Origin of the sequence: Actinomadura luzonensis (assembly GCF_022664455.2) — a bacterium.
Taxonomy (GTDB): domain Bacteria; phylum Actinomycetota; class Actinomycetes; order Streptosporangiales; family Streptosporangiaceae; genus Nonomuraea; species Nonomuraea luzonensis.
Map to the genome: position 1 here is coordinate 757,401 of NZ_JAKRKC020000001.1, position 23,470 is coordinate 780,870.

At 71.2% G+C, this 23,470-nt stretch carries 24 protein-coding genes; 10 read left to right on the plus strand and 14 right to left on the minus strand.

What is annotated here, in order from left to right:
• Positions 1–5 precede the first annotated feature (5 nt).
• Genes MF672_RS03530 through MF672_RS03555 form a run of 6 tightly spaced genes read right to left on the minus strand, consistent with a single transcriptional unit; the run spans position 6 to position 6,491 of the window.
• The gene (locus MF672_RS03530) at positions 6–986 is read right to left on the minus strand and encodes an ABC transporter permease (RefSeq protein ID WP_247815153.1); all 981 of its coding nucleotides are present in this window, start codon (positions 984–986) and stop codon (positions 6–8) included.
• Positions 987–991: 5 nt separating this feature from the next.
• Complete coding sequence (locus tag MF672_RS03535; RefSeq protein ID WP_242378487.1) at positions 992–2,473, minus strand: sugar ABC transporter ATP-binding protein; 1,482 nt, start codon at positions 2,471–2,473, stop codon at positions 992–994.
• Positions 2,473–3,495: a sugar ABC transporter substrate-binding protein gene (locus MF672_RS03540; protein WP_242378485.1), complete on the minus strand. Its 1,023-nt coding sequence runs from the start codon at positions 3,493–3,495 to the stop codon at positions 2,473–2,475. The genes MF672_RS03535 and MF672_RS03540 overlap by 1 nt, the downstream gene beginning before the upstream one ends.
• A 31-nt stretch (positions 3,496–3,526) precedes the next feature.
• A complete protein-coding gene (locus MF672_RS03545; protein WP_242378483.1) occupies positions 3,527–4,276 on the minus strand; it encodes an SDR family NAD(P)-dependent oxidoreductase in 750 nt (249 codons plus the stop codon).
• Positions 4,273–5,691 (minus strand): L-fuconate dehydratase, encoded by a 1,419-nt coding sequence (locus MF672_RS03550; RefSeq protein WP_242378480.1) that lies wholly within the window; start codon positions 5,689–5,691, stop codon positions 4,273–4,275. The genes MF672_RS03545 and MF672_RS03550 overlap by 4 nt, the downstream gene beginning before the upstream one ends.
• Positions 5,688–6,491 carry a fumarylacetoacetate hydrolase family protein gene (locus MF672_RS03555; protein ID WP_407654698.1) on the minus strand — a complete coding sequence of 268 codons (804 nt, stop codon included), beginning with the start codon at positions 6,489–6,491 and terminating at the stop codon, positions 5,688–5,690. Before MF672_RS03555 ends, MF672_RS03550 begins: the two co-directional genes overlap by 4 nt.
• Before the next feature lie 343 nt (positions 6,492–6,834).
• Between MF672_RS03555 and MF672_RS03560 the strand changes: the two genes are divergently transcribed.
• Positions 6,835–8,028, plus strand: coding sequence for a cytochrome P450 (locus MF672_RS03560; protein ID WP_247815154.1), 1,194 nt, complete (start codon positions 6,835–6,837; stop codon positions 8,026–8,028).
• Between the two features lie 722 nt (positions 8,029–8,750).
• On the opposite strand, the gene MF672_RS03565 is transcribed toward MF672_RS03560, so the two are convergent.
• The 4 genes from MF672_RS03565 to MF672_RS03580 all read right to left on the minus strand — a co-directional run bounded on the left by MF672_RS03565 (position 8,751) and on the right by MF672_RS03580 (position 12,017).
• Positions 8,751–9,596: a DUF559 domain-containing protein gene (locus MF672_RS03565; protein WP_242378511.1), complete on the minus strand. Its 846-nt coding sequence runs from the start codon at positions 9,594–9,596 to the stop codon at positions 8,751–8,753.
• A 510-nt stretch (positions 9,597–10,106) separates the two neighbouring features.
• Positions 10,107–10,517: a DUF2000 domain-containing protein gene (locus MF672_RS03570; protein ID WP_242378473.1), complete on the minus strand. Its 411-nt coding sequence runs from the start codon at positions 10,515–10,517 to the stop codon at positions 10,107–10,109.
• Between the two features lie 62 nt (positions 10,518–10,579).
• Entirely contained in the window at positions 10,580–11,449 is an 870-nt protein-coding gene (locus MF672_RS03575) for an SRPBCC family protein (protein WP_242378472.1), read from the minus strand.
• Positions 11,427–12,017 carry a winged helix-turn-helix domain-containing protein gene (locus MF672_RS03580; protein ID WP_242378471.1) on the minus strand — a complete coding sequence of 197 codons (591 nt, stop codon included), beginning with the start codon at positions 12,015–12,017 and terminating at the stop codon, positions 11,427–11,429. Before MF672_RS03580 ends, MF672_RS03575 begins: the two co-directional genes overlap by 23 nt.
• Positions 12,018–12,077: 60 nt before the next feature.
• Between MF672_RS03580 and MF672_RS03585 the strand changes: the two genes are divergently transcribed.
• Entirely contained in the window at positions 12,078–12,914 is an 837-nt protein-coding gene (locus MF672_RS03585; RefSeq protein ID WP_242378469.1) for an AraC family transcriptional regulator, read from the plus strand.
• 29 nt (positions 12,915–12,943) lie between these two features.
• Here MF672_RS03585 and MF672_RS03590 read toward each other — a convergent pair whose 3' ends face one another.
• A complete protein-coding gene (locus MF672_RS03590) occupies positions 12,944–13,969 on the minus strand; it encodes a GDP-mannose 4,6-dehydratase (RefSeq protein ID WP_242378468.1) in 1,026 nt (341 codons plus the stop codon).
• A gap of 240 nt (positions 13,970–14,209) precedes the next feature.
• On the opposite strand from MF672_RS03590, the gene MF672_RS03595 reads away from it, so the two are divergent.
• From MF672_RS03595 to MF672_RS03610, 4 genes are all read left to right on the plus strand, one after another.
• The gene (locus MF672_RS03595) at positions 14,210–15,460 is read left to right on the plus strand and encodes a glycosyltransferase family 4 protein (protein WP_242378467.1); all 1,251 of its coding nucleotides are present in this window, start codon (positions 14,210–14,212) and stop codon (positions 15,458–15,460) included.
• A 37-nt stretch (positions 15,461–15,497) separates the two neighbouring features.
• Positions 15,498–16,208 (plus strand): class I SAM-dependent methyltransferase, encoded by a 711-nt coding sequence (locus tag MF672_RS03600; RefSeq protein WP_242378466.1) that lies wholly within the window; start codon positions 15,498–15,500, stop codon positions 16,206–16,208.
• Positions 16,205–17,272: a glycoside hydrolase family 15 protein gene (locus tag MF672_RS03605; RefSeq protein ID WP_242378465.1), complete on the plus strand. Its 1,068-nt coding sequence runs from the start codon at positions 16,205–16,207 to the stop codon at positions 17,270–17,272. The genes MF672_RS03600 and MF672_RS03605 overlap by 4 nt, the downstream gene beginning before the upstream one ends.
• Positions 17,273–17,383: 111 nt before the next feature.
• Complete coding sequence (locus tag MF672_RS03610) at positions 17,384–18,388, plus strand: DUF1702 family protein (RefSeq protein ID WP_242378463.1); 1,005 nt, start codon at positions 17,384–17,386, stop codon at positions 18,386–18,388.
• 12 nt (positions 18,389–18,400) lie between these two features.
• Here the strand turns inward: MF672_RS03610 and MF672_RS03615 are convergent, their stop codons facing one another.
• Positions 18,401–19,030, minus strand: coding sequence for a class I SAM-dependent methyltransferase (locus MF672_RS03615; RefSeq protein WP_242378510.1), 630 nt, complete (start codon positions 19,028–19,030; stop codon positions 18,401–18,403).
• An 85-nt stretch (positions 19,031–19,115) separates the two neighbouring features.
• Here MF672_RS03615 and MF672_RS03620 point away from each other — a divergent pair, with 85 nt between their 5' ends.
• The 4 genes from MF672_RS03620 to MF672_RS03635 all read left to right on the plus strand — a co-directional run bounded on the left by MF672_RS03620 (position 19,116) and on the right by MF672_RS03635 (position 21,242).
• Positions 19,116–19,568: a pyridoxamine 5'-phosphate oxidase family protein gene (locus tag MF672_RS03620; protein WP_242378461.1), complete on the plus strand. Its 453-nt coding sequence runs from the start codon at positions 19,116–19,118 to the stop codon at positions 19,566–19,568.
• Complete coding sequence (locus tag MF672_RS03625; protein ID WP_242378459.1) at positions 19,565–19,756, plus strand: ferredoxin; 192 nt, start codon at positions 19,565–19,567, stop codon at positions 19,754–19,756. Before MF672_RS03620 ends, MF672_RS03625 begins: the two co-directional genes overlap by 4 nt.
• 25 nt (positions 19,757–19,781) lie before the next feature.
• Positions 19,782–20,867, plus strand: coding sequence for a zinc-binding dehydrogenase (locus tag MF672_RS03630; protein WP_242378456.1), 1,086 nt, complete (start codon positions 19,782–19,784; stop codon positions 20,865–20,867).
• Positions 20,868–20,960: 93 nt separating this feature from the next.
• A complete protein-coding gene (locus MF672_RS03635; RefSeq protein WP_242378453.1) occupies positions 20,961–21,242 on the plus strand; it encodes a hypothetical protein in 282 nt (93 codons plus the stop codon).
• Between the two features lie 54 nt (positions 21,243–21,296).
• On the opposite strand, the gene MF672_RS03640 is transcribed toward MF672_RS03635, so the two are convergent.
• Together MF672_RS03640 and MF672_RS03645 are read right to left on the minus strand one after the other, a co-directional pair.
• On the minus strand, positions 21,297–22,304 hold the full coding sequence (locus tag MF672_RS03640) for a sugar phosphate isomerase/epimerase family protein (protein WP_242378451.1): 1,008 nt from the start codon (positions 22,302–22,304) through the stop codon (positions 21,297–21,299).
• A gap of 4 nt (positions 22,305–22,308) precedes the next feature.
• Positions 22,309–23,466 (minus strand): Gfo/Idh/MocA family protein, encoded by a 1,158-nt coding sequence (locus tag MF672_RS03645; RefSeq protein ID WP_242378448.1) that lies wholly within the window; start codon positions 23,464–23,466, stop codon positions 22,309–22,311.
• Positions 23,467–23,470: the final 4 nt, after the last annotated feature.

The following is a 23,470-nucleotide window of genomic DNA, read 5'->3' on the forward strand; positions in this document are numbered from 1 at the left end:
TCCCATCAGTCCTGGGCCTTTCCGCCCGCGATGCGGCTGATCATCAGCGCTACCAGGATGATGGCGCCGTAGATGACCGGCTGCCAGAAGCCGGAGACGCCGATGAGGGTGAGGATGTTCTGCACGAGGCCGATCACCAGCACGCCGGTGAGCGCGCCGAGGATCGTGCCCTTGCCGCCGTCCATGCTGACCCCGCCGATGACGGCCGCGGCGAAGACCATGAAGATCCAGCCCACGCCCATGCCGTTGCCGATCGCGCCGAGGCGCCCGGTCTCCAGGACGCCGGCCAGCGCCGCGAGCACGCCGCCGAGGATGAACACGCCGTACAGCACCCGGTCGACGCGGATGCCGGCGGCGCGGGCGGCGTCGACGTTGCCGCCGATGGCGTACAGGGACCGGCCGAGCCGCAGGTAGGCGAGGCCGAAGATGCCGGCCGCGAACAGCACCCCGGCGATCCAGATGGCCGCGGGCAGGCCGAGCCACAGGGCGCTGCCCAGGTAGAGGATCGAGTCGGGGAGCTGGAACAGCGTCTTGCCCTCGGTCGGCCCCTGCAGGAAGCCGTGCACGATGATCAGCATGGCCAGCGTCACGATGAACGCCGAAAGCTGGAACCTGATGATCAGGAACCCGTTGAAGGCCCCGATGGCGGCCCCGATCAGCAGCGCGAGCGGGATCACCAGCGCGCCGGGCAGCCCGAGGCCGAACCCGCCCGCCGAGGCCGGGATCACCAGCATCACCGCGATCGCGGGCGCGGTGCCGACCGTGGACTCCAGCGACAGGTCGAACTTCCCGGCGATCAGGATCATGGCCTCGGCCAGCACGAGGAGCGAGATGGCCGCCTGCTGCTGGAGCACGTTCGTGAGGTTGCCCGGCGTCAGGAAGGTCGGGTCCAGGAACGCGCCCACGACGAGCAGGAGCACGATCACCGGCACGAGCGTCAGGTCGCGGAACCTGGCCAGCCGGATCCGCGGGGCGGGTGCGGTCAAAGTGGTCACTCTTCCATGCCTTCCATCACGGCCACGAGCTCGTGGTCCGTCCAGCCACGCGGCACGTCCTTGACGATCGCGCCGTGGAACATCACCAGCACCCGGTCGCAGATCCGCAGGTCGTCGAGCTCGTCGGAGACCACGACGGCGCCCGCGCCCCGCTCGACGGCGTCCTCGACGGCCCCGAGCAGGGCCTGCTTGGCCTTGACGTCGACGCCGGCGGTCGGGTTGATGACGACCAGCACCGTCGGGTCGTCGACGAGGGCCCGCGCGAAGACGACCTTCTGCGCGTTGCCGCCGGACAGGTCGCCGACGGGCTGCTCGGGCCCTTCGGTCTTGATGTCCAGGGCGGTGATCATCTCTTCGGCCTTCTCGCGGCGGCGCGCCGGGGACACGACGCCGTAGCGGCCCAGCTTGCGGGCGATGGGGAAGGTGGCGTTCTCCCCCACCGACAACAACGGGACGAATCCCTCATGGTGCCGGTCCTCGGGCACGAACCCGAGCCCCGCCCGCATCGCGGCGGGCACGTCGCCCGGCTTGACCTTGGTGCCGTTGACGACGACCGTGCCGGTGTCGGCCTTGCGCAGCCCGACCAGGGTCTCGGCCAGGCCGACCTTGCCGCTGCTCGCCGAGCCGGCCAGGCCGACCACCTCGCCGGAGCGGACGCTGAGGTCCACGTCGCGGTAGCGGCCGGCCAGGGTGAGGCCCTCGCCGGACAGCACGACGCGCTCGGCGGGCGTGCGCTCCCGCGCCTGGTACGACGCCGTGGCCTCGCCGGTCATGGCGTGCACCAGCTCGTCGTGCGGCAGCCCGGCGACGGGCCGGGTCATGATGTGCCGGGCGTCACGGAAGACCGTGACGCTCTGGCAGATCTCGTACACCTCGTCCAGATGGTGGGAGATGTACATCATCGTGACGCCCTGCTCGCGCAGCGAGCGCATGCGGGCGAACAGCCGCTCGATGGCCGGGCCGTCCAGCCGGGCGGTGGGCTCGTCGAGGATGATGAAGCGCGCGCCGAACGACAGCGCCCGCGCGATCTCGACGAGCTGGCGCTGCTCGACGCTGAGGTCGCCGGCGAGCGCCTGCGCGTCGACGTCGACCTCGTAGGTGTCGAGCAGGTCGCGGGCGCGGCCGCGCAGCGTGCGCCAGCTGATGATCCCGCGTCCTTCGCGCTGCCGGTTGAGGAAGAGGTTCTCGGCGACCGTCAGCGCCGGGATGATCGTGGACTTCTGGTAGACGCAGGCCACGCGCTGCCGCCAGGCGTCGCGGTCGGCGAGGGCGGGCGCGGGCTGTCCCGAGAACAGCACCTCGCCCTCGTCCGGCCGCTGCAACCCGGTCAGGATCGACACCAGGGTGGACTTCCCGGCGCCGTTCCTGCCGACGAGCGCGTGGGTCTCGCCTTCGGCGATGGCGATCTCCGCACCGTTCAGGGCGACCGTCGGGCCGAAGCGTTTGACGATCTTTCGGGCTTCGACATGGATGTTCATTACTTGACCTGGTTGCCCCAGAGATTCTTGTCGTCCACGTTGTCCTTCGTCACGAGCGGCGCGGGGAGCTGGTCCTCCAGGCCGTTCGGGAGCTGGATGATGTTGCTGTCGTGGTCCGTCGGGCCCGGCTTGAACGTCTTGCCCTCCAGCGCGGCCTTGGCGTAGAAGAGCGCGTACTTGGCGTAGAGGTCGGCCGGCTGCGAGACCGTGGCGTCGATCTCGCCCTTGCGGATGGCCTCGTACTCCTGCGGGATGCCGTCGTTGGAGATCACGAAGATGTGCTTGGGGTCGTCCGGCGGCAGGAGCAGGCCCTTCTGCTTGAGCACCTGCAGCGTCGGCGCCAGGTGGACGCCGCCCGCGTGCAGGTAGATGCCCTTGATATCCGGGTTCTGCTCCAGGCGGGTCTGCAGCATGGACGCGGCCTTGCTGCCCTCCCACTCCGTCGGCTCACTGAAGACGGTGATGCCGGGGAACTTGGTCTTCATGCACTCCAAAAACGCCTCCGACCGGTCACGGCCGTTGATCGAGCTGAGCGCGCCCTGGAGCTGCACCACCTTGCCCTTGCCGCCCAGCTTCTCGCCGAGGAACTCGCACGCCTTCGTCCCGTACGCGCGGTTGTCGGCGCGTACGACCATGTAGACCTTGCCCTTGTCCGGCCGGGTGTCGACGGTGACGACGGGAATCTTCTTGTTCTCCAGCTGCTGGAGCGTGTTCGCCACCGCGCCGGTGTCCTGCGGGGCCATGACGATGGCCTTGGCACCCTGGCCGACCAGCGCCTGCACGTTGTTGACCAGCTTGGACACGTCGTTCTGCGAGTTCGTGGCGGGCATGAGGTCCACCTTGAGCTCGCCGGCCATCTGCGGCACGTACTTGATGTAGGAGTTCCAGAAGTCGGAGTCGGCCCGGGGGTGGTCGATGCCGACCTTCCCGCCGCCGCCTCCGCCTGCCGTCGTGGTTCCAGAGCCGCACGCCGTGACGACCGCCAAGAGGGCGGCGCCCGCGATCACCCGTCCGAACTTCATGGGGGGTACCTTCCTTAGTTGACTGGCCGTACTAGTTGACCGGCCGCAGCCGGAGCCCCTGCATGCCGCCGTCCACCGCGAGCGCGGTGCCGGTGGTCGCGCCGGCCTCCGGGCCGGCGAGGTAGGCGATCGCCGCGGCGACCTCCTCCGCCGTGACCAGGCGGCCCATGGGCTGCCTGGCGTTGAGCGCCGCCCGCTCCGCCTCCGGGTCCGGGGCGGCGTCGAGCAGCCGGCCGACCCACGGGGTGTCGGCGGTGCCCGGGTTGACGCAGTTGACCCGAATGCCCTCGCGGATGTGGTCGGCCGCCATCGCCAGCGTCAGCGACAGGACCGCGCCCTTCGTCGCGCTGTAGAGCGCGCGCTGGGGCAGCCCGGCGGTGGCCGCGATCGAGCAGGTGTTGACGATCGCGGCATGCTCCGACCTGCGCAGGTACGGAAGAGCGGCCCGGGCCACTCGTACCATGCCGAACACGTTGACGTCGAACACCCGCTGCCATTCGGAGTCCGGGTTGTCCTCGACCGTCCCTTGCGCTCCGATGCCGGCGTTGTTGACGAGCACATCGATGCCGCCCAGCCGCTCGGCGGCCTCGGCCACCGCGGCCCGCACGCTCGCGTCGTCCGTGACGTCCGCCTTGACGCCGATGAACGGCGCACCGGGCGGGTTGAGGTCGAGGCAGGCCACCGTCATGCCGCGCTCGGCGAGCAGGGTGGCCGCCGCCAGGCCGATGCCGGAGCCGCCGCCGGTCACGACGGCCCTCAGGCCTGCGCTTGTCGGGGTCACGCGTCCCTCCAGACCGATCCGTTGGGGAAGAGGTGGGCGGCGATCGACTCCGCGTGCATCTGCGCGCTGAAGCCGGGGGCGGACGGCGCGAGGTAGCGGCCGTCGCGGATCACCACCGGGTCGACGAAGTGCTCGTGCAGGTGGTCGACGTACTCGATGACGCGGCCGTCCATCGTGCCGCTGACCGCCACGTAGTCGAACATCGACAGGTGCTGCACCAGCTCGCACAGGCCGACGCCGCCGGCGTGCGGGCACACCGGGACGCCGAACTTGGCGGCCAGCAGCAGGATCGCCACGTTCTCGTTGACCCCGCCGACGCGGGCGGCGTCGATCTGCAGGTACGAGATGGCCCCGGCCTGCAGGAGCTGCTTGAAGACGATGCGGTTCTGGACGTGCTCGCCGGTCGCCACCGGGATCGGCGCGATGCCGCGGGCGATGGCGGCGTGGCCCAGCACGTCGTCCGGGCTGGTGGGCTCCTCCACCCAGTGGGGGCCGAACTCGCGGAGCGCGTTGATCCATTCGATGCCTGAGCCGACGTCCCAGCGCTGGTTGGCGTCGATCGCGATCGGGAAGTCGGGGCCGCACACCTCGCGGGCGATCCTGAAGCGGCGGCGGTCGTCCTCGAGGTCGGCGCCGACCTTGAGCTTGATCTGGCCGAAGCCCTGCTCGATGGCCTCCTTGCAGAGCCGCCGCAGCTTCTCGTCGCCGTAGCCGAGCCAGCCGGGGGACGTGGTGTACGCCGGGTAGCCGGTCCGCGCGATCTCGGCCATGCGCTCCTGCTTGCCGCCTTCGGCCTTGCGCAGGATCTGCAGGGCCTCGTCGGGGGTCAGGGCGTCGCTGAGGTAACGGAAGTCGACGAGGGCGACGATCTCCTCGGGGGACATCTCGGACAGCAGCCGCCATACCGGCTTGCCCGCCCGCTTCGCCTTGAGGTCCCACAGGGCGTTGACCACGGCGGAGATCGCCATGTGCATGACGCCCTTCTCCGGCCCCAGCCAGCGGAGCTGCGAGTCGCCGACCATCTCCTTGTACAGGGCGCCGAGGTCCTCGACGTCCTTGCCGAGCACGTACGGCTCCAGCGTGGCGATGGCGGCCGTCTGGACGTCGTTGCCGCGCCCGATCGTGAACGCGAACCCGTGGCCCTCGTGACCGTCGTCGGTCTTGAGCACCACGTAGGCGGCGGAGTAGTCGGGGTCGGGGTTCATCGCGTCGGAGCCGTCGAGCTCGCGGGAGGTCGGGAACCGGACGTCGTGCGTCTCCATCGCCACGATCCGATACGCCCGCCCGGCCGCCCGCCCGGCCGCCGCGCCCTGCTGGGTCACCTGCCCGGCCGCCGTGCCCTGCTGGGCCGTTTCCGCCGCCGTGATGTCCTGCTGTGCCGCCTGCCGAGAGGTCGGCTCGCTGCTGCCCGTCATGCCTGGCCCACCGTCTGCCGCTGCCGCCCGAGGCCCTCGATCTCCAGCTCGACCACGTCCCCGGCCCTCAGGTACGGCTGCCCCGGCATGCCCATCGCCACGCCGGCCGGGGTGCCGGTGTTGATGACGTCGCCCGGCTCCAGCACCATGAACTGGCTGAGGTAGCGCACGATCTCGGCCACATCGAAGATCATGTCCTTGGTGCCGCCGTCCTGGCGCAGCTCGCCGTTGACCCACAGGCGCAGCGACAGGTTCTGCGGGTCGCCCACCTCGTCCGCGGTCACCAGCCAGGGGCCGAGCGGGTTGAAGGTCTCGCACGACTTGCCCTTGTCCCACTGGCCGCCGCGTTCGAGCTGGAACTCGCGCTCGGAGACGTCGTTGGCGACCGCGTAGCCGGCGATCACCTCCAGCGCCTCCTGCCGGCTCTCCAGGTAGCGGGCCCGCCGGCCGATGACGATGGCGAGTTCGACCTCGTAGTCGGTCTTGACGCTGTTCCGGGGGATGAGCACCTCGTCGTACGGGCCGACCATGGTGTCGGCGGCCTTCATGAAGACGACGGGCTCGGCCGGCACCTCGGCGCCCGACTCGGCGGCATGGTCGCGGTAGTTCAGGCCGATGCAGACGATCTTTCCGGGCCGGGCGACCGGGGCGCCCACGCGCAGCCCCTCGCCGGTCACGACCGGGAGGTCACCGCGGTCGAGCGCGGCACGGACGCGCGCCACTCCCCCTGAGGCGAGGAAAGCACCGTCGATGTCGGGCTCCCCGATGTCGCGCAGGTTACCGGCGTCATCCAAGACCACGGGCCGTTCCTGTCCGACGGGTCCTACTCGCAGCAGCTTCACACCGCATCCTTCACATATACATCGGATGTCTCGTCTCCCGATGCTGGTGCGCTCCCCGGGGATGTGTCAAGGGTGAGGACACCGAAACATCCGATCCGTGACCTGGACATACCTCCTGAATACCTTCCAAAGTGTCGTGAACCGGCTTCACCGCCCCGATGACCTGGGTCACCGGGCGGAAATTCCGCTGCAACAGAGACATCGGACGTCGAAGCGCCGATCACGCCTCCTCCTTGACGGTCGTACAGGGACGTAATAGAACACGTTTCAGTACGCTCTAACCAAGCGCTTGATCAAGAGGGTGAGCCAGGTGCACATCGACCTCGTCGACAGGGACCGCTACGCGACCGCTGGACCACCACACGAGCAGTTCGCCTGGCTGCGCGCGAACTCCCCCGTGCACTGGCACGACGGCGACCCCGGCTTCTGGGCCGTCACGCGCTACGACGACGTCGTCCACATCTCGCGCCACTCCGACCTCTTCTCCTCCTCCCGCAAGCTCGCGCTCTTCGACGAGCTGGAGGAGGAGCAGATCGCCCTCCAGCGGCTCATGATGCTCAACCAGGACCCGCCGGAGCACACCCGGCGCCGCTCCCTGGTCAACCGGGGCTTCACCCCGCGCACCATCAACGCCCTCGAACAGCACATCCGCGACATCTGCGACGACCTCCTCGACAAGTGCACGGGCGAGATCGACTTCGTCACCGAGGTCGCCGCGCCCCTGCCCCTCTACGTCATCTGCGAGCTGCTCGGCGCGCCCGTCTCCGACCGCGACAAGCTCTTCACCTGGTCCAACCGCATGATCGGCGCCCAGGACCCCGACTACGCCGCCAGCCCCGAGGAGGGCTCGGGCGCCGCCATGGAGGTCTACGCCTACGCCAACCAGCTCGCGGCCCAGCGCAAGGCCAATCCCAAGAACGACATCGTCACCAAGCTCCTGCAGCCGGACGAGAACGGCGAGACGCTGGACGAGAACGAGTTCGACCTGTTCGTGCTCCTGCTGGTGGTCGCCGGCAACGAGACCACCCGCAACGCGGCCTCCGGCGGCATGCTCGCCCTCTTCGACCACCCCGACCAGTGGGACCGCCTCGTCGCCGACCCCACGCTCGCCAAGACCGCCGCCGACGAGATCGTCCGCTGGGTCTCGCCCGTCAACCTCTTCCGCCGCACCTCCACCCAGGACCAGGAGCTGGGCGGCCGGCCCATCAAGGCTGAGGACAAGGTCGTGGTCTTCTACGCCTCCGCCAACCGGGACGCCTCCGTCTTCCCGGACGCCGACGTCTTCGACATCGGCCGTAACCCGAACCCGCACATCGGCTTCGGCGGGGGCGGGGCCCACTTCTGCCTGGGCAACCACCTGGCCAAGCTCGAACTGCGGATCCTGTTCGAGCAACTCGCCCGCCGCCGCCCCCGCCTCACCCAGTCGGGCCCGGCGAGCCGCCTCCGCTCCAACTTCATCAACGGCATCAAGGAGCTACCTGTCACGATCAGCTGACAAGCGCACGGCGGGCCGGGGGAGGTGCCGGCTTGAGTGCGTAGGGCTTTCTGGCGGTGCGGGTGGTGGATGGGCTGGAGCGCCCCTGCCTGCCACCCGGAGCTGTGGCACAGCCGTTGGAGGAGCGACGGGGCGTCCCCCGTTTCGAGGGGTGGGGTGTCCCCGTTCGAAGGGGACCCGTCGTTCCAAGGGGACCCGCCGTTCGAAGGGGACCCGCCGTTCGAAGGGGACCCGCCGTTCCAAGGGGACCCGCCGTTCGAAGGGGACCCGCCGTTCCAAGGGGACCCGCCGTTCCAAGGGGACCCGCCGTTCCAAGGGGACCCGCCGTTCCAAGGGGACCCGCCGTTCCAAGGGGACCCGCCGTTCCAAGGGGACCCGCCGTTCCAAGGGGACCCGCCGTTCCAAGGGGACCCGCCGTTCCAAGGGGACCCGCCGTTCCAAGGGGACCCGCCGTTCGAAGGGGACCCGCCGTTCGAAGGGGACCCGCCGTTCGAAGGGGACCCGCCGTTCGAAGGGGACCCGCCGTTCGAAGGGGACCCGCCGTTCGAAGGGAGCTCTCCTTCGACTGCGGCCTCCTTCGAATGCGGCCCTCGTTTGGAAGGGGGCTCTCGTCCGACGCACGGGTGCCCCTTTCTGCGGCTGCCGGGCACCGGACGTTGGACGTGTCGGGTTCGGCCTTCCTGTGGTCGATGGTGAGGCGGGCGGGCCTTCGGCATGCGGGGTTACCAGGTTGACCAGTCGGCGCCGGGGTCGGAACGTCGGCGGCGGGCGCGTTGGCTCCAGGCTCGGCCGCGCCCCGAGGAGTTGCTTGTGCGTTCGCGGCGGCGGGCGGCACGAATGCTGCGCAGGATGCGGGTCGTGGTCTCCGGGGCCGGTCGCCAGCCGCTTTCGATCAGGGCGTTCGCGACGTGACGGAGGAGGTCGGCGATCTGCCCGGGGATCACGTCGCGGCGGACGGCGATGACACGCCAGCCCCGGCGGCGGAGCTCTTCGCGGCGGTCGGTGTCGCGTTGCCGGTCGGAGGGTGAGGTGTGGTGTTCCTGGCCGTCGTACTCGACGGCGACCTTGAACTCCTCCCAGCCCAGGTCGAGGTAGGCATGACGGTCGCCGTCGAGGGCGACTGCGATCTGGGTGGCGGGCCTGGGAAGGCCGCCCTCGATGAGGATCACCCGGAGCCAGCTCTCCCTCGGGGAGGCGGCGCCCGGGTCGGCCAGGCTCAGGATGTCGCGGAGGTGCCAGGTGTTGTGGGGGCGGTGCCACAACGCCTCCAGGTCGACTCCCTTGCGGGCGAACTGGTCGAGGATCGCCACGCCTTCCATGCGGGGCAGCCAGCGGGCGCAGTCGAGGGCCGTGCGCTCCCTGGTGGTGAGGCGGACGCCCTGGTGCTCGGTGACGTCTTCGGCCAGCAGCGGGGCGAGGTATGTGACGCAGCCTGGGATGGCGAGGTGGCTGGGTGCGATCAGTTCGACCGGCCAGGCGTCGCCGGCGGGGTCGGGGAGGACGTTGAGGCCCCAGACATGCGCGGCGGTCTGGCGGCAGGCGACGGCTTGCGGGGAGGCTCGCGTCACACGCCGGGCCCGGTGAATGAGGGACGTGTGCTGAGGCGGGGTCGGAACACGGGCTGAGGGGTTCGGATGGGGCAGAGCCGTGGGCCAGAGCGGAGGGGATGCGGTGGGAGGCAGCGGCGGGGGTGATGGGGCTTGCGGCTCAGGTGATGCGGCGGGAGGTAGGGACTCGGGCGGTCGCGCCGGAGGTGTCGGCTCAGGCGATGCGGCGGAGGGCGGCTGTGGCGGCGGGGCGGGAGGCAGAGGGGCAGGAGGAGTGAAGGGGAAGGGCGGGGGTGGTGATGGAGGAGGGATGAGCGGTCCGGGCTCGGGCGGAGTGAGGGGCGAGCGCTGGACGCGAGGGCGGCGGGAGTCTGCGGAGTGAGGGGCGGGGTGGGTCATGGAGGTAAGGATTGTCGGGCGTGGCGGAGGGTGAGGGGCCGAACGGGGTTCTGTGGATAACGGGGATCGGCTGGTGGCGGGGTGGGGCAAGGGGGTGGGTCGCGGGTCGCGGACGAAGGCGCCGGCGGGAGGTCAGGGGTGGAGGGGGAGGCCCTTCAGGGTCTTGTCGAAGGCGTTGCGCGGGCCGTGGACGGCCACCCCGACCAGCAGCAGTCCCCCGCTCTCCACTCCCCGCACCACCGCCCGGTTGTCCGCGTCGTGCCCCGTCTTGAACATCTCCTCGGTGTAGACGGCCACGTCCAGCCCCCGCCCGACCGCCTTCTCCCGGACCCCGCGCAGGTCCTCCAGCCCGCCCGCGTACACCAGCACCGGCTGCCGGAACATCGGCAGGTACGTCACGCCCGACCCGTCCTCGTACGGCTCCCCGACGGTCTCAGGCCGCCCGCCGGCCACGGCGCTCGCCAGGAACGCCGTCACGTTGAGCCGCTGCCAGACGGCGAGGTCGTCGCGCACCACAATGCCGATCTTGGTATCGAAACGCATGCCCCAAGCGTCCCGGAGCCGGCCCCCGCCGGTCTTGTACGCTCGTGCGCCACCGGAAGGAGCTACGCGGCCGGCTCGAGGACGGGCCGCCAGCCGGAGGACATCCGGTGGTAGCGCCGCAGCTCAGCGACCCCGGCCAGGATGCCGCCCCAGGCGGCGTACGGCGGCCGCTCGGCGGCGAAGCCGCTCTGCACCATCGTCAGCCGGGTCCTGCCGCCCGAGCCCTCCAGCTCCCAGGTGCCGATCCCGCCGTCGCCCCAGTTCAGGGAGAACCTGCGCGCGGGCTCCAGCTCCAGGATCTTGGCCGGGCTGGGGTCGTTCGCCAGGCCGCCCATCGCGAACCGGCCGCCCACGTACGGCTCGATCTCGATCGGGAAGCCGAACCACTTCGTCACCGTCTCGCTGTCGATCAGCGAGGCGAACACCTCCGCCGGCGGGGCCTCCACCACGGTCTCGGCGCGCAGCTCGGGGCCGGTCGCGCTGTAGTCGGGCTTCGGCGTCAGCTCGCGTCCCTCCAGGTACTCGGCCAGGTTGGCGAGGGCGAGGCACCAGTACGTCTGCAGCACGCCCCGGATGCTCTTGCCGGTGATGACGTCCTGGAAGTCGAAGTGCGTCTGGGACAGCGTGACGGACGTGACGTCCGGGCCGTCCTCCTCCAGGCGGAGCTCGGTCGTGGTCTCCTCGCCGTCGAGCAGCCAGGCGAAGCGCAGCGCGTCCTCGTCGGCGTGCAGGAGGCGCTGGTGCGGCGCGTCGCCCTCGGGCGTGGTCGGCCCCCAGAAGGCGAACCGGCCGGCGGCGAGGTCGGCCTCGGCGTGCTCGGCCAGCCAGACGCGCAGGGCGGCGGGGTCGGTCAGCGCCTCGCGGACCTGGGCGATGGGGGCGGGGATGCGGGCGCGCAGGGTCATGGGCTCAGGCGTCTGCGGGGCGGTCATCGTCGTCTCCTCGTCGGTCGTCGGTCTTGGGGTAGCAGGCCACGGCGAGCTTGAAGGCGTCGCCCTCGGCGCCGCCGTAGCGGGTGAACAGGCCCTGGAGCAGGGTCTGCAGCTCGGTGAGGAACTGCTGGCGCTGCTCGGGGCGTACGTGGATCTCTCCGGACAGGCCGATGGACGGCAGCTCGGGCGCGGCCCGGTCGAGCGCCGCGATGTCGGCCTGGACCTCCTCCATGAGGTCCAGCAGGTAGCCGAGGCTCAGCTCGTCGCGGGCGCGCCGCAGGCCGCCGATGCGGCCGACCAGCCGGGGGGACAGCCAGTACGACCGCGCGCCGGCCTGGTAGATCCCCTCCGAGATGCCGCGGACCTTGCGCTCGGCCACCTGGTCCACCAGGCCCGCCTCCACCAGTCGTTTGACGTGGTAGTAGACGCGCTGGGGAGTCTGACCGAGGCGTTCGGCGACTTCCGAGCAGGTGCGGGGCTCGGCGAGCTGCCGCAGCACCTCGACGCGTTGCGGCTTGAGCAGTGCCTCGGCCTGCTCGATGGCTTCCAGGTACAGGACGTCTCTCATCGCAAAAATGATTCTTTACGTAAAAACCGTCTTTGTCAATGGAGAGGCGAGAATGGAGGGGTGGCGGAGGACTGGTCACGGTACTGGCGGGCGGGCGAGCGCCCGATCGAGGCGATGCACGCGCACTTCGAGCGGCACGTCTACCACCGCCACAGCCACGACACCTACTCCTTCGGCGTGACGGAGAGCGGCGCGCAGGCGTTCACCTGCCGCGGGGGCGCGCACACGAGCGCGGCCGGCATGGTCATGGCCTTCAACCCGGACGACCCCCACGACGGCCACGCCGCCGACGCCCTCGGCTTCACCTACCGGATCGTGCACCTCGGCCCGGACCTGGTCGCCGAGGCACTGGCGGACGCGACCGGCCGCCGCGCGCCCCTCCCCCTGTTCGCCGCCCCGGTCGTGGCCGACACGGACCTCGCGGGCGCGCTGCGGGCCTTCCACCGGGCCCTCCTGGCCGACGCGGGGACGACGACGTCGTTGCGCAGGGACGAGCTGCTGGCGGCGACCGTCGCCAGGATCGCGCGGGCGGCCGCCACCCGGCCCCCGCCCGCCCCGCCGGCGCGACCCCGCAGGTCGGCGGCCGTCGCGGCGCGCGCCCGGCGGCTCCTGCACGACCGCCTGCTCGACGATCCGACGGCCGAGGACCTGGCCAGGGCGGCGGGCGGCAGCCGGTTCGCGGTCTACCGGGCGTTCCGGGCGGAGTACGGCCTGTCCCCCAGCGACTACCAGCGCCAGCTCAGGCTGCGCCACGCCCGTACGCTGATCGCGCGGGGCGTGCCGATCGGGGAGGCGGCGGTGGCGGCCGGGTTCGCCGACCAGAGCCACCTGACCCGCTGGTTCACCCGCTGCTACGGCCTGACGCCCGGCGCCTGGCGGGAGGCGGCCGCCCTATAGGGAGGACCGGCAGGCGGCGAAGGGGACGGTCAGGGCCAGGAGCCTTCCTGGTCGGGGTCGCCGCCGTCGGTGAGCAGCTTGAGGTCCGCCTCGACCATCATGGCCACCAGCTCGTCGAACGACACCGTCGGCTCCCAGCCGAGCTGCGTGCGCGCCTTCTTCGGCTCCGCGCACAGCAGGTCCACCTCGGCCGGCCGGTGCAGCGTCTGGTCGGTGACGACGTACCGCTCCCAGTCGAGCCCGGCCGCGGTGAAGGCGGCCTCGGCCAGCTCGCGCACCGACTTCATCCGCCCGGTGCCGATCACGTAGTCCTCGGGGGTGGCGGCCTGGAGCATGAGGTGCATGGCCCGGACGTAGTCGCCGGCGTACCCCCAGTCGCGCCGGGCCTCCAGGTTGCCGAGGCGCAGCTCGGTGGCGAGCCCGAGCTTGATCCTGGCCACCCCGAGCGAGACCTTCCTGGTGACGAACTCGGCGCCGCGCCGGGGCGACTCGTGGTTGAACAGGATGCCGGAGACGGCGAACATGCCGTACGACTCGCGGTAGTTCTGGGTGAGGAAGTGGCCGTAGGCCTTGGCCACGCCGTACGGAGAGCGCGGGTGGAAGGCGGTGCGCTCGTTCTGGGGGGTCTCGGTGACCTGGCCGAACATCTCGGAGGACGAAGCCTGATAAAAGCGGATCTGTCCGCCGGCCCCCGAGGAGCCCCGCGACACGCCCGAGCACACCCGGATCGCCTCCAGCATGCGCAGCACCCCCATCCCGGTCACCTCGGCCGTGAGCTCGGCCTGCTCCCAGGACATCGGCACGAACGAGATCGCGCCCAGGTTGTACACCTCGTCGGGCTGCACCCGCTCCACGGCCGAGATCAGCGACCCCTGGTCGAGCAGGTCGCCCCGCACCACCTGGACGTCCGACAGCAGCCGCCGCACCCGCGACACGCGCGGGTTCGCCTGGCCCCGCGCCAGCCCCCAGACCTCGTACCCCTGCTCCAGCAGGTGCTCCGCCAGATAGGAACCGTCCTGGCCGGTGATGCCGGTGATCAGAGCGCGCCTGGCCAAGGGGTCCTCCAACTTCGCGTACCGCAATCCCTTTGGGACGAAAGGTACAGCTATGCGTGCGGAAAGAGCAGCAGCCACCCTAGAACGTGTTCCACAGAACCACGTTCGGTTACAGTAACGTCGCAGTTCGCACGGCGTACAAGGACGAATGTGAGCAATTCTCGGTGACCTACCGAATGGTAGCCTTCTCGGGCTAAGGTCATCATTCATGATCTCAGGTGCCTACCGGCGGAGAAAGGGGTGTCCGTGCGGGAGCGAACGCTGCGGATCGCGCTGCTGTCCTACCGCAGCAAGCCCACATGCGGTGGCCAGGGTGTCTACCTCCGCCACCTGAGCCGCGAGCTGGTCGCGCTCGGGCACCACGTCGAGGTGTTCTCCGGCCAGCCCTATCCCGAGCTGGACGAGGGCGTCATCCTGCGCAAGGTGCCGAGCCTCGACCTCTACCGGGACGAGGACCCGTTCCGCACGCCCAAGCTGCACGAGTACCGCGACTGGATCGACTGGCTGGAAGTCGGCACCATGTGGACCGCCGGGTTCCCCGAGCCGCTGACGTTCACCCTGCGCGCCCACCGCGAGCTGAAGAAGCGGGTCGGCGACTTCGACGTCGTCCAGGACAACCAGACCCTCGGCTACGGCCTGCTCGGCATCCAGAAGCTGTTCCCCGTGGTCGGCACCATCCACCACCCCATCAGCGTCGACCGCCGCATCGAGCTGGAGGCCGCCCAGGGCGCCAAGAAGCTCACCATGCGCCGCTGGTACGGGTTCGTGAAGATGCAGGCCCGCGTCGCGCCGCGGCTGAGCCCGATCCTGACCGTCAGCGAGTCCTCGCTGGCCGACATCCACCGCGACTTCAACGTCCCGCAGGCCAACCTGCGGCTGATCCCGCTCGGCGTCGACACCCGCTACTTCCACCCGCGCCCGGACAAGCCGCGCCGCAAGGGCTCGATCGTGGCCGTCGCCAGCGCCGACTCGCCGATGAAGGGCGTCGCCACGCTGCTGCGCGCGGTCGCCAAGCTCTCCACCGAGCGCGACGTCAACCTCACCGTCGTCAGCAAGCCCACCCCGGGCGGGCCCACCGAGCAGCTCGTCCAGGAGCTGTCGCTGCAGGAGCGGGTGCGCTTCGTGCACGGCATCTCCGACGACGAGCTGGGCGAGCTGATCGCCACCTCGGAGATCTCGGTCGTGCCGTCGTTGTACGAGGGGTTCTCGCTGCCCGCCGTCGAGCACATGGCGTGCGGCACGCCGCTGGTCGCCAGCCGCACCGGCGCGCTGCCCGAGGTCGTCGGCGACGCGGCCGTCCAGGTGCCGCCGGGCGACGCCGAGGAGCTGGCCGCCGCGCTGCGCCGCCTGCACGACTCCCCCGAGGAGCGCGAGCGCGTGGGCAAGGCCGGCTACGACCGCGTCATGGAGCGCTACACCTGGCACGTCGTGGCCAAGCGCACGGTCGAGGCCTACCACGAGGCCATCGCCGCCCACAGGCCCCGCCCGTGACCGCGGCCCCGACACCGAACACGAGGAGAGACCCCCTGTGCTGACCGTGGACTTCGCCCGGCTGCCCGTCGGCCCCGGCGTGCGCGTGCTCGACCTGGGCTGCGGCGGCGGCAGACACGCCTTCGAGGTGCTGCGCCGCGGGGCGGACGTGATCGCCTTCGACATGGACCAGGCGGAGCTGGACAACGTGGCGAACATGTTCGCGGCGATGGACAAGGCGGGCGAGGTGCCCGCGGGCGCGAGCGGCCAGACCGTCCAGGGCACGGCGCTCGGCATGCCGTTCGAGGACGAGAGCTTCGACCGGGTCATCGCCGCCGAGGTGCTGGAGCACATCCCGGACGACATGGCGGCCATGGCGGAGATCTTCCGCGTGCTCAAGCCGGGCGGCACCGCCGCGGTCACCGTGCCGAGCTTCCTGCCCGAGCGCATCTGCTGGGCCCTCGACGAGGCGTACCACACCGCGCCGGGCGGCCACGTGCGCATCTACACCCTCGCCGAGCTGTCGGCCAAGCTCAAGGCGACGGGCTTCGAGATCGGCCCGCACCACCACGCGCACGGGCTGCACTCCCCCTACTGGTGGATCAAGTGCGCGGTCGGCGTGAACAACGACGACCACCCGCTCGCCAAGGCCTACCACGAGCTGCTGGTCTGGGACATCATGAAGCGCCCGGCCGCCACCCGCATCGCCGAGGCCCTGCTCAACCCGGTGATCGGCAAGAGCGTCGTCCTCTACGTCCGAAAGCCATGATCTCCCGAGCGGAGGTCGTGCGGACGGCCGGGAGCATCGCGGCGATCCAGCAGGAGGACGGCGGCGTCCCGTGGCCCGAGGGGCACGTGGACGTGTGGAACCACGTCGAGTGCCTGATGGCGATGTCCGTGGCGGGCCTCGCCGAGCCGGTGCGCCGCGGCTACGCCTACCTCGGCCGGCACCAGCGGCCCGACGGGTCGTGGCCGATGAAGCTGGTGGACGGCGTCCCGGTGGAGCTGGGCGGCGAGACCAACCACGCCGCCTACGTCGCGGCCGGCCTCTGGCACCACCACCTCGTCACCGGCGAGCGGGCCTTCACCGAGCGGCACTGGCCGATGGCCAAGGCCGCGCTCGACTACGTGGCCGGGCTGCAGACCGAGCGGGGCGAGATCGTCTGGGAGCGCGACGCGCGGGGACGGCCCTCGTCGTACGCGCTGCTGACCGGCTGCTCCTCGATCCACCAGGGGCTGCGTTGCGGGGTGCTGCTCGGCGAGCTGCTGGGCGACCCGCAGCCGCACTGGGAGCTGGCGGCCGACCGGCTGGCGCACGTGCTGGCCGCGCACCCGGAGGCGTTCGCGGACAAGAGCCGGTTCTCGATGGACTGGTACTACCCGGTGCTGGGCGGGGCGGTGCGCGGGCGGCAGGCGTTCGAGCTGCTGGAGCGGGAGTGGGCGACGTTCGTGGTGCCGGGGCTCGGCATCAGGTGCGTCTCCGACCAGCCGTGGGTGACCGGGGCCGAGACGTGCGAGCTGGTGCTGGCCCTGGACGCCCTGGGCGACCGCGAGCGGGCCGCGCGGCTCTTCGCCGACATGCAGCACCTGCGGCACGAGGACGGCTCGTACTGGACGGGCTGGCAGTTCGCGAACCGCAAGCACTTCCCGTACGAGCGCTCCGGCTACACGGCCGCGGCGGTGGTCCTGGCGGCGGACGCGCTGCTGGGGCTCTCCCCCGGCGCCGGGCTGTTCCGCGACATCGACCGCACGGCGACCTTCGACCCGGACGTGTGCGGCTGCGCGGCCGGCATCGGCGTCCCGCCGCAGGCCGCCGAACGGGAGACGCCCTAGGCAACCGCTTTTGCCGCTTCTTTGCGCCGGACATCCGGTGCGCCGCCGGTGAACGCCGCATTGGGGTTACTAGCTTCGTGAGTGGCCGTACGAGGCGTCTTCGGGGGAAGCGTGGGCGACACGGGCACAACATCGTTCTTGGACCAGGCCGGGATCGAGCCGACACTGAGGCCGGCTAAGAGGTTGCGGCGGTTCCTGACCAAGGATCCGCTGGAGTCCGATCTCAGCAGGCGGAGGTTCCGGCTCAGGCCTGGGCCGGCTCGGACGGTCTTCTCGGAAGCCGAAAAGTCGTATGTTTTCGGCTTTAACGCGGTGATGTCGGAGGAAGTGGAGAAGGTCGAGGAGATCCCGGCGGACCGGCGGTCCTTCGCCTACGAGGGGGCGGCCGCCGCCAGCACGATTCTCGACCTGCTCACGCTCTCCAGGGGCCGGCGCCTTCACGAGCTACTCGCCGGCCCCGCCCGCCATCACCGCCACGCCGCCTATCTGGGGGCCGGGCGCGGGTACGCGCTGCTGCGGCTGCGGCCGGTGCGCGGCGCCCGCCAGACCCACCCGCTGCTGCGCTGGCTCGCGGTGGACGGCTTCGGCTTCCAGCAGGGGCTGGTCAGGACCGACCGGATGGTGGGCGAGCGGACCATGCCCGACCTGCTGACCCGGGCCCACTGCGCGGTCTTCGACCAGGGGCTCGGCCGGCTGCTGTGGTACCACGACGGGGCCGCGCCCGACGACGTGGCGGCCAGGATCGGCGGCTTCGCCGCGGGGCGGCGGGCCGACCTGTGGAGCGGCGTGGGGTTCGCGGCGGCGTACACGGGCGGGGCCGAGCCGGACGAGCTGTGGTGGCTGACCGAGCACGCCGCGGCCGACGGTTTCCGCGCCCACCTGGCGCAGGGATGCGTCTTCGCCGTGGCCGCCCGGCTGCGCTCCGGCCCGCTGCCCGAGCACACCGAGCAGGCCGTGTCGGTGCTGGCCGGCGCCGACGCCGAGGAGGTGGCGTCCTGGACCGACCAGACGCTCATCGAGCTCGGGCACGAGGCCCGCACGCACGACGACTTCCGCGGCTGGCAGTCGCGGATCCGTCAGTCCTGGGCCCGCAGCCGCCGCCGCGCGAACGCCTGAGCGCGAGACCGGTCAGAGGCCGGGCGCGACGCGCTCCAGCACGCGCAGCGAGCCCTCGGCCGAGACCTCCTCGAACGCCTCGGACTCCAGGGCCCGCAGGTAGACCCGGTACGGCGCCTGCCCGCCGTCGGCCGGGTCGGGGTAGACGTCGTGGAAGACCAGCGCCCCGCCCGGCATGACGTGCGGCGCCCAGCCCTCGTAGTCGCGGGTGACCGGCTCCTCGGAGTGGCCGCCGTCGATGAACACCATGCCGAGCGGCGCGTTCCAGAGCGCGGCCACCCGCTCGGAGCGGCCGACGATCGCGATCACCTCCTCCTCCAGGCCCGCCGCGGCGATCGTGGCGCGGAAGGTCGGCAGGGAGTCCATCTTGCCGAAGCGCGGGTCCACCAGCGTGGGGTCGTGATGGGCCCAGCCGGGCTGGATCTCCTCCGAGCCGCGGTGGTGGTCGACGGTGACGACCACCGTGCCGGACTGCCGGGCCGCGGCGCCGAGGTAGATCGCGGACTTGCCGCAGTAGGTGCCGATCTCGCAGATGGGGCCGAGCTTGCCGTACCGGCAGGCCGTCTCGTACAGGGCCAGGCCCTCGGGGACGGGCATGAACCCCTTGGCGTGCTTGGCTGCGTAGAGCAGCTCGGACGGCATCGTCATGGAAGGCCACCCTAGCCGAACCGAATAACATTCCAGGGAACCCTTGCAGCCCTCTTCTGGAACCTGTTCTACTTGGCACGTGAACCAGCGCGCCCGCATCGCGATGTCCGACGACGACGTGGCCGCCTTCCTGGAGGCCTCCCGCAAGCTGCAGCTCGCGACGATCAACCCGGACGGCACGCCGCACCTGGTGACGATGTTCTACGGCCTGGACGCGGGACGCATCGCGTTCTGGACCTACGCCAAGGCGCAGAAGGCCCGCAACCTGGCCCGCGACCCCCGCGTGAGCTGCCTCGTCGAGACCGGCGACGACTACGGCGAGCTCCGCGGCGTCCTGCTGTACGGCAAGGCCGAGCAGGTCACCGACCGGGACCGGATCATGGCCATCGGCCTCACGGTCGCCCGCCGCATGACCCCCGGCGTGCCGGACGAGCTCCTGCTCCCGTACGTCGAGCAGACCGGGCGCAAGCGGATCGCGTACGTCGTCGAGCGCACCAAAGTGGTCTCATGGGACCACAGGAGGCTGTCATGAGAGTCAAGGTGGACGAGCTGGTCTGCGAGGCCAACGCCGTGTGCATGGGGCTCGCGCCGGAGGTCTTCGAGGTCGACGACGACGACCAGCTCCACATCCTGCTTCCCGAACCACCCCCCGAGCTGCACGACCGCGTCCGCCACGCGGTCCGGTCGTGCCCGAAAGCCGCCCTCTCCATCGAGGAGTAGGTCCACCGCCGAGGAGGAACGCCACATGCGCGCCGCAATCCTGACCGCAGTAGGCAACGACAAGCTGGAGATCCGCGACGACGTCACGCTCGCGCCCATGGGCCCGGGCGAGGTGCGGGTGCGGATCAAGGCGACCGGCGTGTGCCACTCGGACCTGTCGGCCATGTCCGGGGTGCTGCCCATGCCGGTGCCGCTCGTCCCCGGCCACGAGGGCGCGGGCGAAGTGGTGGAGGTCGGCGAGCACGTCGAGTCCGTCGCGCCCGGCGACCACGTGGTCATCAACTGGTCGCCCGCCTGCCACGCCTGTGACCTGTGCCTGGGCGGCCAGCCGTACCTGTGCACCAAGTACCTGATGGAGTCGTTCAGCAACGGCCGGTTCCGGCTGGGCGGCGACACGACGGCGTTCGGGATGGCGGGCTGCGGCACCTGGGCGGAGGAGATCATCGTGCCCGCGGCGGGGGCGATCAAGATCGACCCGGAGGTGTCTTGGGAGGCGGCGGCCCTCATCGGCTGCGGCATCACCACGGGCGTCGGCGCCGCGCTCAACACCGCCAAGGTGCGTCCCGGCTCCACGGTCGCGGTGATCGGCTGCGGCGGCGTCGGCCTGTCGGTCATCCAGGGCGCCCGCGTCTCCGGCGCCCGGACGATCCTCGCGGTCGACCCGCTCGCCTCCAAGCACGAGCTGGCCAGGAAGGTGGGCGCCACGCACGCGGTGACGCCCGAGCAGATCCCCGACGCGGTCAACGAGCTGACCGGCGGCGCCGGCTTCGACTACGGCTTCGAGGTGGTGGGCAAGGCGGCCACCATCCAGAGCGCCTGGCAGATCACCCGGCGCGGCGGCGAGGTCGTCGTGGTCGGCGCGGGCGCCATGGACGACATGTGGACGATCTCGGCGTTCAGCCTGCTGTTCGAGGGCAAGAACCTGCGCTCCAGCCTGTACGGGGAGTCCGACGTGCGGCACGACTTCCCCTACTTCGCCAAGCTGTACCAGGCCGGCAAGCTGGACCTCGACTCGATGATCAGCTCCCGCATCCGGCTCGCCGACCTCAACGACGCCGTGGCGGCCCTGCGCGGCGGCGAGGTGCTGCGTCAGATCGTGCTGATGGACTGACGACCGTATCCCCATGCCTCGGCGAGGCGTCCGGCATGGACCCTTTCGTGCTGCTACAGGTGGTGACAACCTCAGCACAGAAAGGAAGGTGCGATGCGCCGCTTCGCACTCATGCTGGCCGCCGCCGCCGGGGCCACGGCCCTGCTGTCGGCTCCGGCCCTCGCCGCGCCCGCGCAGGCCAGAGCCGCCGGCTACCACGACCCGCACGACGCCGTGCCCTGGGACGTCGTCGCCTGGGGCCTCGCCCAGTACTGGGACCACTGGAAGTGGGGCCACTTCGACCACGACCTGGACAAGGGCTTCGACCACGACTGGGAGCACACCAGGAACGGCGACGCGTACGAGGACCTGGAGGACCTGCTGCACGGCGGGTGAGCGGCACCGCCGGCCGCCGGGGCGGCGACGCGCCCCGGCGGCCGGACGGGCGGGTCACTCCGTGGAGAAGGCCGCGTCGAAGGCCGTGGCGGGCGGGGTGATGGAGTTGAGCTTGCGGATGTAGCCCAGCGCCTCCCGCGCCCCGTCCAGCCGGTCCATGCCGGCGTCCTCCCACTCGATGGAGATCGGGCCGTCGTAGCCGATCGCGTTGAGCGCCCGGAAGCAGTCCTCCCACGGCACGTCGCCGCGCCCGGTCGAGACGAAGTCCCAGCCGCGCCGCATGTCGGCCCAGGCCAGGTGGGACGACAGCCGGCCGCGCCGGCCGTCGCCGACCCGCATCCGGGTGTCCTTGCAGTCGACGTGGTAGATGCGGTCCTTGAAGTCGAGGATGAAGTTCACCGGGTCGAGGTCCTGCCACACCATGTGCGACGGGTCCCAGTTGAGCCCGAACGCCGGCCGGTTGCCGACCGCCTCCAGCGCCCGGACCGTGGTGTAGTAGTCGTAGGCGATCTCGCTCGGGTGCACCTCGTGCGCGAACCGCACGCCGACCTCGTCGAAGACGTCCAGGATGGGGTTCCACCGGTCGGCGAAGTCCTGGTAGCCGGCGTCGATCACCGAGGCGGGCACGGGCGGGAACATCGCGACCGTGTGCCAGATGGACGAGCCGGTGAAGCCCACGACGGTGTCGACGCCGAGCGCCGCGGCGGCCCGCGCGGTGTCCTTCATCTCCTCGGCCGCCGCCCGGCGCACCGACTCGGGGTCGCCGCTGCCCCAGATGCGGGCCGGCAGGATGCCCTTGTGCCGGTCGTCGATCGGGTGGTCGCAGACGGCCTGGCCGACCAGGTGGTTGGAGATCGTCCAGACCTTCAGGCCGTGCTTGTCGAGCTGGGCGCGCTTCTGCTCCACGTACGACGGGTCGGCGACGGCCTGCGCGACGTCGAAGTGGTCGCCCGAGCAGGCGATCTCCAGCCCGTCGTAGCCCCACTCGGCCGCCAGCCGGCACACCTCCTCGAACGGCAGGTCCGCCCACTGCCCCGTGAACAGGGTGACTGGTCGCGTCATCGAATCAATCCTCCACGTTCGTGTACCGGCCGCCGTCGGCCGCGCTGCGCTCGACCGCCTCCAGCACCCGCTGCACCCGCAGCCCGTCGGCGAACGACGGCACGGGGTCGGCGCCGGTCGCGACGGCCTCCAGGAAGTCCTTGATCTCGTGGGTGAAGGTGTGCTCGTAGCCGAGGCCGTGGCCGGGCGGCCACCACGCGCCGGCGTAGGGGTGGTCGGGCTCGGTCACCAGGATGCGCTCGAAGCCGCCGCCGCCCTGGCAGAGCCACAGCTCGTTCATCGCCTCGAAGTCGAAGGCGAGGCTGCCGAGCTGGCCGTTGATCTCGATGCGCATGGCGTTCTTGCGGCCGGTGGCGAACCGGGTGGCCTCGAACGAGGCGAGCGCCCCGCCCGACATGCGCCCGATGAACAGCGCGGCGTCGTCGACCGTGACCTCGCCCGTGGACTCGGCGCGCGCGGCGCCGAGCCCGGCCGACTCGCCCGCCAGCGGCCGCTGCTTGATGAAGGTCTCGGTGAGCCCGGAGACGCCGACGACGTGCTGGCCGGTGATGAACTCGGCGGCGTCGACGATGTGCGAGCCGATGTCGCCGAGCGCGCCGGCGCCCGCCTTGTCCTTCTGCAGCCGCCACACCAGCGGGAACTCAGGATCGACGATCCAGTCCTGCAGGTACTGCGCCCGCACGTGCCGGATCTCGCCGAGCCGGCCCTCCTCGACGTACCGGCGGGCCAGCGCGATCGCGGGCACCCGCCGGTAGTTGAAGGCCACCATGCTCTTGACCCCGGGCGGCGCGGCCGCCGCGGCCCGCACCATCGCCTCGGCCTCGGCGACGGTGTTGGCCAGCGGCTTCTCGCAGATGACGTGCTTGCCGGCGGCGAGCGCGGCCACGGCGATCTCGGCGTGGGAGTCGCCCGGCGTGCAGATGTCGACGATCTGCACGTCGTCACGCCGGACCAGCTCGCGCCAGTCGGTCTCGACGGCGTCCCAGCCGAGCTGGGCGGCGGCCGCCTCGGTGCGCTCCTTCGACCGGCCGGACAGCACCGCCATGCGCGGTGCCAGCGGCAGGTCGAAGAAGGCTCCCACGCTCCGCCAGGCCTGGGAGTGGACACGGCCCATGAAGGCGTATCCGACCATGCCCACGCCGATGGTGGTCTTGTCTGACATGCAA

Coding starts and splice junctions, on each gene's coding strand:
- MF672_RS03535 (WP_242378487.1), bottom strand. CDS start 2,473: ATGAACATCCATGTCGAAGCCCGAAAGATCGTCAAACGCTTCGGCCCG.
- MF672_RS03540 (WP_242378485.1), bottom strand. CDS start 3,495: ATGAAGTTCGGACGGGTGATCGCGGGCGCCGCCCTCTTGGCGGTCGTC.
- MF672_RS03550 (WP_242378480.1), bottom strand. CDS start 5,691: ATGACGGGCAGCAGCGAGCCGACCTCTCGGCAGGCGGCACAGCAGGAC.
- MF672_RS03570 (WP_242378473.1), bottom strand. CDS start 10,517: ATGCGTTTCGATACCAAGATCGGCATTGTGGTGCGCGACGACCTCGCC.
- MF672_RS03575 (WP_242378472.1), bottom strand. CDS start 11,449: ATGACCGCCCCGCAGACGCCTGAGCCCATGACCCTGCGCGCCCGCATC.
- MF672_RS03580 (WP_242378471.1), bottom strand. CDS start 12,017: ATGAGAGACGTCCTGTACCTGGAAGCCATCGAGCAGGCCGAGGCACTG.
- MF672_RS03605 (WP_242378465.1), top strand. CDS start 16,205: ATGATCTCCCGAGCGGAGGTCGTGCGGACGGCCGGGAGCATCGCGGCG.
- MF672_RS03615 (WP_242378510.1), bottom strand. CDS start 19,030: ATGCCGTCCGAGCTGCTCTACGCAGCCAAGCACGCCAAGGGGTTCATG.
- MF672_RS03625 (WP_242378459.1), top strand. CDS start 19,565: ATGAGAGTCAAGGTGGACGAGCTGGTCTGCGAGGCCAACGCCGTGTGC.
- MF672_RS03630 (WP_242378456.1), top strand. CDS start 19,782: ATGCGCGCCGCAATCCTGACCGCAGTAGGCAACGACAAGCTGGAGATC.
- MF672_RS03635 (WP_242378453.1), top strand. CDS start 20,961: ATGCGCCGCTTCGCACTCATGCTGGCCGCCGCCGCCGGGGCCACGGCC.
- MF672_RS03640 (WP_242378451.1), bottom strand. CDS start 22,304: ATGACGCGACCAGTCACCCTGTTCACGGGGCAGTGGGCGGACCTGCCG.
- MF672_RS03645 (WP_242378448.1), bottom strand. CDS start 23,466: ATGTCAGACAAGACCACCATCGGCGTGGGCATGGTCGGATACGCCTTC.